Annotated in this window: 5 protein-coding genes; 1 reads left to right on the forward strand and 4 read right to left on the reverse strand. The window is 42.1% G+C overall.

Annotated features, from left to right (window positions below; translation table 11 throughout):
* Window positions 1–53 precede the first annotated feature (53 nt).
* Genes KH943_RS01980 through fruB form a run of 3 tightly spaced genes read right to left on the reverse strand, consistent with a single transcriptional unit; the run spans window position 54 to window position 4,182 of the window.
* Window positions 54–1,712 carry a fructose-specific PTS transporter subunit EIIC gene (locus KH943_RS01980; protein WP_304106843.1) on the reverse strand — a complete coding sequence of 553 codons (1,659 nt, stop codon included), beginning with the start codon at window positions 1,710–1,712 and terminating at the stop codon, window positions 54–56.
* Window positions 1,713–1,724: 12 nt separating this feature from the next.
* Window positions 1,725–2,666: a 1-phosphofructokinase gene (gene fruK, locus KH943_RS01985; protein WP_304106846.1), complete on the reverse strand. Its 942-nt coding sequence runs from the start codon at window positions 2,664–2,666 to the stop codon at window positions 1,725–1,727.
* 10 nt (window positions 2,667–2,676) lie between these two features.
* Window positions 2,677–4,182, reverse strand: a complete 1,506-nt coding sequence (gene fruB, locus KH943_RS01990) for a fused PTS fructose transporter subunit IIA/HPr protein (protein WP_304106849.1) — start codon at window positions 4,180–4,182, stop codon at window positions 2,677–2,679.
* Window positions 4,183–4,535: 353 nt separating this feature from the next.
* On the opposite strand from fruB, the gene pdxY reads away from it, so the two are divergent.
* Window positions 4,536–5,399 carry a pyridoxal kinase PdxY gene (gene pdxY, locus KH943_RS01995; RefSeq protein WP_304106863.1) on the forward strand — a complete coding sequence of 288 codons (864 nt, stop codon included), beginning with the start codon at window positions 4,536–4,538 and terminating at the stop codon, window positions 5,397–5,399.
* Window positions 5,400–5,443: 44 nt separating this feature from the next.
* On the opposite strand, the gene KH943_RS02000 is transcribed toward pdxY, so the two are convergent.
* The coding region (locus tag KH943_RS02000; protein WP_304106852.1) for an NCS2 family permease at window positions 5,444–6,632 on the reverse strand (1,189 nt) is incomplete at its 5' end.

A 6,632-nucleotide genomic window follows, 5' to 3' on the forward strand; every position in this document is an offset into this window, starting at 1 on the left:
AAGTAAAATAGCCTCTTAACACGTGCTAAGAGGCTATTTGCAAAAGTTCAGAATTATTCTGCCGCTTTTTGTTTAATGACAGAGTAAATTACACCTGTTACCACTGAACCTAATGCGATTGCACCTAAGTACATCAATGGTTGTGATACAAATGGAATCACGAATAAACCACCGTGCGGTGCTTGAAGTGTAATACCTAAGCCCATTGAGATTGCACCAGCTGTTGCACCACCTAATATAGATGAGATGATCGCTCTCACAGGATCTGCCGCAACGAATGGTAATGCCCCTTCAGAAATAAAGCATAAACCTAATACAAATGAAGCTTTACCTGCATCGCGTTGGTTTGCAGTGAATTTAGAGCGAGCAAGGAAAGTCGCGATTGCCATACCAATTGGTGGCACCATACCTGCCGCCATTACCGCTGCCATTGGTACATATTGTTGAGAAGCGATTAAACCTACACCGAAGGTATAAGCCGCTTTATTGACAGGTCCGCCCATATCAACACACATCATCGCACCAAGGATAAGACCTAAAATCACCGCATTGGTTTGCCCCATTGTGTTTAACCAATCCACTAATGCGTCCATCAACGCTTTTACTGGTGGGTTGATGAGGTAAATCATCAATAAACCAACGATTGCTGCACCAAATAGCGGTAGAATTAAAATCGGTTTAAGTGAGGTAAAACTTGGTGGTAATTTGATAATGTCATTTAAGAATTTCACCACATAACCCGCAAGGAAACCTGCCACGATACCGCCTAAGATACCCGCTCCCGCAGTGGTAGATAACATCCCGCCAATAAGACCTACTGCTAGCCCTGGGCGGTCAGCGATAGAGAACGCCACATAACCTGTGAATACCGCGATCATTAAGTGGAATGCCGCCCCACCGCCAATATCCATTAACGCTTTTGGTAAGCCGCCTGCAATGGTTTCATCTTTGAACGCTTCGATACCAAACATAAAGGAAACGGCGATTAATAAACCACCAGCAACCACAAGCGGAAGCATATGTGACACACCCGTCATCAAGTGTTTATACACACCTTTTTTCTCTTCGGTTTTGGTTTCTGCTGCCGCACTCGTTACCGCCCCTTCAAACACTTTCGCTTCTTTGAAAGCTTTTTCAAACTCTTGTGCTGTTTTCTTCAACGCTAAACCGGTTGAAGTACGATACATCAATTTACCTTTGAATTTATCTAATGGCACATCAATATCTGCCGCCACGAATACAAGATCGGCTGCAGCCACTTCTTCTGGAGTGATTGGGTTGCCCGCACCGACTTGTCCGCGAGTTTCTACACGCACGTTCCAGCCTTGAGCTTTGGCGTAATTTTCAATCGCTTCTGCTGACATAAAGGTGTGAGCCACGCCCGTTGGGCAAGCCGTTACCGCCACGATGTTTTTCACGCCACTTGATGAAAGCGATGATGAAGCGGTCGCATTTGCAAATATTTTTGCATTTTCTACCGCTTGTTTGATGGCTGCTGCTGGGTTCGCAAAGGCTTTTTCTAACTCAAGCTGTGCCCCTTGTTTGCCTGCTGCTGTTGCTGGAATTTGGTCGTTAAATAAGACGATAAAATCAGCTTGATCTGCTGCAACCACAGAATGCCCTTGCTGTTTTGCTGCCGCACTCAGTGCTTCATTCACCAGAAAAGCACGTGCTTTGCCCAGTTGTACAGGAAAAATAAATGAGAAATTCATACGCTATTCCTATTAAAAAGTTGATAAATTGGTTAATTTCACTTGGGCTAAAATTTGCTCTAACGCCTGTTTATCGCTAATGCCCACATTGCTTTGTGAAACCGCAAGGGAAGATGTTGCACTTGCAAAACTTAAAGTTTTCTCTTTACTCCAACCTTGGCTGAAACCGTAAATTAAGCCTGCCACCATTGAGTCGCCTGCACCAACGGTACTCACCACATTTTCACAATGCGGTGGCTGAGCTTGTAATACGCCTTCGCTGTTAAGCCATACAGAACCTTTTTCGCCCATTGAGATGATCACGTTTTCAATGCCATGCGAACATAATTGTTCAGCAGTTTCAATCACTTCTTCAATTGTATGTAATGAACGACCCGCCCAAACTTCTAATTCACGGCGGTTTGGTTTCACTAACCAAGGATGAGCGGTTAAGCCTGCGGTTAATGCTGCATTTGAGCTATCTAACACCACTTTTAAGCCTTGTTGATGGAGGCTTTCTAACCAAGCCGCAAACTGCTCAGGCGTTACGCCACGCGGAAGTGAACCACACACTGCTACTAAATCATATTGGCTTTCCCAAGTTTGGCTTTCACGGGTAAACGCATCCCAATCTTTTTCGCTAATTTCAAAACCTAAGAAGTTAAGATCCGTTACATCCGCTTCTGTTTCAGTGATTTTCACGTTAATACGTGTTTTACCAGCAATGCGATAGAATTTGTCATCTACGCCATTTTGAACAAAAGCTTGCACGAAATCGCCTTGATTTTCTTCGCCTAAAAAGCCTGTTACAGAAAGTTTTGCACCTAAATCAGCTAATACTTTCGCTACATTGATGCCTTTACCCGCTGGGTATAAACCAAGGGTTTCCACCGTGTTTACTTCGCCAATTTCAATACGAGCCAAGCGACCAACTAAGTCAAAAGCAGGATTTAATGTTACCGTTGCAATACGCATTTTTACCGCCTTATTTCTCGCCTAAACCAGCCGCAATTGCAGCACCAATGCCATCAAGCGCAACTTGAGCATCTTCACCCGTTGCCACAAAACGTAAAGTTGTGCCTTTGGTTACACCAAGTGCCACGATCTTCATTAAGCTTTTTGCACTCACAAGCGGTGAGTTTTTATCAACGTTTTGCACTTCAATTTTTGAAGTATATTTTTTCACTTCATTGACTAATACCGCACTTGGACGAGCGTGTAAGCCGTGTTCGTTTTGAATCACAAATGAAGCTTCTAATGCACCTTCAGCTAAAACAGGTGCTTGTTTTGCTACGGATTGAGCGGTAGTTGGTGCAGTTTGAGCTATATTACCTTCGATAGTATCAGTCACTTCTGGCACGAAGCTTACGCTTTCACCTAAACCAGATTCAAACGCTTTCGCAAGCGTTTCCATTGCTTGTTGAGCATCTTCGCCTTCCGCCACAAAACGTAAACGAGCACCTTTCGAAGCACCAAGTGCGACCACTTTCATTGTACTTTTCGCATTCGCTGGAGCTGTGCCACGATCTAAGTTTTCAACCGTAATTTTCGCTGCAAATGGTTTTAACGTTTGTACTAACACCGCAGATGGGCGAGCGTGAATCCCGTTCTCGTTACGTACGGTAAATGTACCAATCACTTGACTAACTGAAGAAGCGGTCGAATTTACTGCAGGATTTGCAGAAACAGATACCGCTTCACCGTTGAATAACGCCACGATTTGTACTGCTGTGGCTGCTGCTAATTGAGTGCGAGTTTCCGCATTTAATAGACGAGCAAGCTGTGTTTCTAAGCCGCTATCAACAGCCGCCACGCTCACTAGGGTTTGACCTTGCGTACTACGTGCCACCGCAATACCGTTGGCTAAATTGCCTTTTGCACTATCTACAATAAATACATTATTGCCTAATGCAAGCGGAGCTTGAGCCACTACATCGCTGATAAACTGTTGATTAACATAGCCTTTTTCTTGTAACTTACCCGCATTTACTGCCGATAAAGTAATCAGGCTTGAAGTGTCGATATTTAAAGAAAGGTTTTCTTCTGCAATCGCAGGAAAGTTTTTCTTGCCACTTAAAATGTCTGCAAATTCTTGCACATCTTGGGTTGTTGCTAATTTTTCAGCCGCTTCTTCATCACTTAATACTGTGGTTAATTGACGAAGTAAGGTTAAATGCTCATCCGATTTTGCCGCAATACCAATTACTACATAAGCTGTATTGCCTTCACTCCATTCAATGCCTTGTGGGAATTGGATGATTTGCACGCCCGTTTCTTTCACTAAACCACGCGTGTCTAACGTACCGTGAGGAATGGCAATCCCATTGCCTAAGAAAGTCGAAGTTTGTTGCTCACGTGCAAGCATACCTGCTTCATAACCATTCTCAACATTGCCATTTGCAACCAAGCCTGCAGCAACTAATTTAATTGCTTCTTCTTTGTTTGCGGCACTGCCATTTAAACGGATATTTTTTGCCGATAAATTAAGCATTTTTGCTCCTTATATAAAGGTGAGTTTAAAATTGAAAAGATTGTGCCGATTGTACCCCACTTTAGCTAAACCGTTCCAGCAAAAATCAAAAAAGAGCGGAAAAATATTGATTTTCCAAGATTTTTATACTCTTTTGTAACATTTATTTTACATTCAAAATACAAAGAGTTACTTATGGTTAGACTATTAAAAGCGGTGAAAATGTTTCATTTTTTGCAAAAATTTGCTACATAATACCGAAAATTTGAAGAAGTCCGACCGCTTTATCTTTTAAATTGAATGAAATTTCATTCTGGGCGTGCTATCGTCTTAATCCTCTATGCAAACAATATCATTATTTAAAGGAGAAAATGATGAAAAATGTATTGTCTATTCAATCGCACGTGGTTTATGGCTATGCGGGTAATAAAGCAGCTGTGTTTCCAATGCAACTACTTGGGGTAGATGTTTGGGCGTTAAACACGGTGCAATTTTCCAATCATACCCAATATGGCAAATGGAAAGGAATGGTGATTCCAAAAGAACAAATTAGCGAAATTACACAGGGAATTGATGAAATTGATGCACTGTACGAATGTGATGCAATTTTGTCGGGCTATATTGGTGCAGCAGAGCAGGGGGCAGAGATTTTAAAAGCTGTTGAGAAAATTAAAGCGAAAAATCCGAATGCGGTGTATTTTTGCGATCCTGTGATGGGGCATCCTGATAAAGGCTGTATTGTTGCACCTGGTGTTGCTGAATTTTTGCGTGATGAAGCAATGGCAAAAGCGGATTTAATCGCCCCAAACTTGGTGGAGTTACGAGAGCTTACGGGCTTACCTGTTGAGAATTTTACCCAAGCGGTAGAAGCAACTAAAGCGATTTTATCTAAAGGTCCAAAACGTGTATTGGTAAAACATTTAAGCAAAGTAGGGCAAGATCCCAGCCAGTTTGAGATGTTATTGGCAACAGAAGCGGGTATTTGGCATATCAGCCGACCATTGCACGAGTTTGTGGGGCGTGATCCAGTAGGCGTGGGAGATTTAACAAGCGGTCTATTTTTAGCGAACTTACTCAATGGTAAATCAGATTTAGAAGCTTTCGAACATACTGCAAACGCGGTAAATGATGTGATGAGTGTTACGCAACAAAGAGGAAAATATGAACTACAAATTATTGCAGCAAGAGAGTGGATTGTGAATCCGAAAAGTCAGTATTATGCGAGAAAACTTGGTTAACAAAGACGCGGTCAATATGGTATTGACCGCTTTTTGTAAGAAAATTAGATCGCTAAACTTAGTGCATAAAATGTAACTAATACAATCGCAATAATGACTGTGCCGATATTTAATTTTTTGAATTCACCAGAAATGGTGCGACCAATCACTAATGTTGCAAAGCCTAACATAATACCTGTTACGATATTAGCTGTAAGCACGATAAACACTGCACACACTAAGCCTGACATTGCGCCTACAAAGTCATCAAAATCTAATTTTGAGACATTGCTTAACATTAACAAGCCTACATACATTAAAGCAGGTGCAGTTGCGTAGCTTGGCACTAAACCAGCTAATGGTTGGAAGAAAAGCATCAATAAGAAACCGATACCTACTACTACGGCAGTTAAACCTGTTTTACCACCGACTGCTGTGCCTGCCGCTGATTCGATGTAAACTGCTGCAGGTGCGGTACCAAATAAGCCTGATAATACAGAACCTAATGAGTCAGAAGTTAATGCACGACCACCGTTAAGGATTTGTCCATCTTTATCTAATAAGTTTGCTTGACCAGCTACCGCACGAATTGTTCCTGTTGCATCAAATATTGCAGTCATCACAAGCGCAAATACTACAGGTAAAATTGCCGCATTTAATGCACCCACTACATCTAATGCTAAGAATAATGAGTTTTCACCGAAACTTGGCATTTTGAAGAAGCCTGAGTATTTTACATTCGGATCAAAAATTAAGCCAATAATCGTAATCGCAATAATCACCCAAAGGATTGAGCCTTTCACTTTTAATCGTTCTAAACCCACGATTGCTGATAAACCAAGCAATGACATTATTACAGGAAATGAGGTAAATTCGCCCATCTTGACAGGAATATCAATGCCGCTGTTGATCACTAATTTAACATTAGTTGCAGCAATCAATAGAAGGAATAAACCGATACCGATGCCTGCACCGTGTGCGATGCTTGAAGGCAGGTTGAGCAGAATCCAAGAACGAATGCCTGTAACTGAAATCAGTGTGAACACCACACCCATTAAGAAGATAGCACCGAGTGCCACAGGAATTGAAATACCTTGGCCAAGTACTAAGCTGAACGCGGTAAATGCAGTTAATGAAATCGCACTACCAATTGCCATTGGAGTATTCGCCCATAAACCGATCAAAATTGAGCCTAAACCTGAGACTAAACAGGTTGCAATAAACACCGATTCAGCTGGGAAACCTGCCTGGCTT

Origin of the sequence: Haemophilus parahaemolyticus (assembly GCF_018373095.1) — a bacterium.
Classification (GTDB): domain Bacteria; phylum Pseudomonadota; class Gammaproteobacteria; order Enterobacterales; family Pasteurellaceae; genus Haemophilus_A; species Haemophilus_A parahaemolyticus_A.

What these genes read in the sequence shown, in the direction of transcription:
- fruB (WP_304106849.1), bottom strand. Translation starts at nt 4,182, where the DNA reads ATGCTTAATTTATCGGCAAAAAATATCCGTTTAAATGGCAGTGCCGCA.
- KH943_RS01980 (WP_304106843.1), bottom strand. Translation starts at nt 1,712, where the DNA reads ATGAATTTCTCATTTATTTTTCCTGTACAACTGGGCAAAGCACGTGCT.
- fruK (WP_304106846.1), bottom strand. Translation starts at nt 2,666, where the DNA reads ATGCGTATTGCAACGGTAACATTAAATCCTGCTTTTGACTTAGTTGGT.
- pdxY (WP_304106863.1), top strand. Translation starts at nt 4,536, where the DNA reads ATGAAAAATGTATTGTCTATTCAATCGCACGTGGTTTATGGCTATGCG.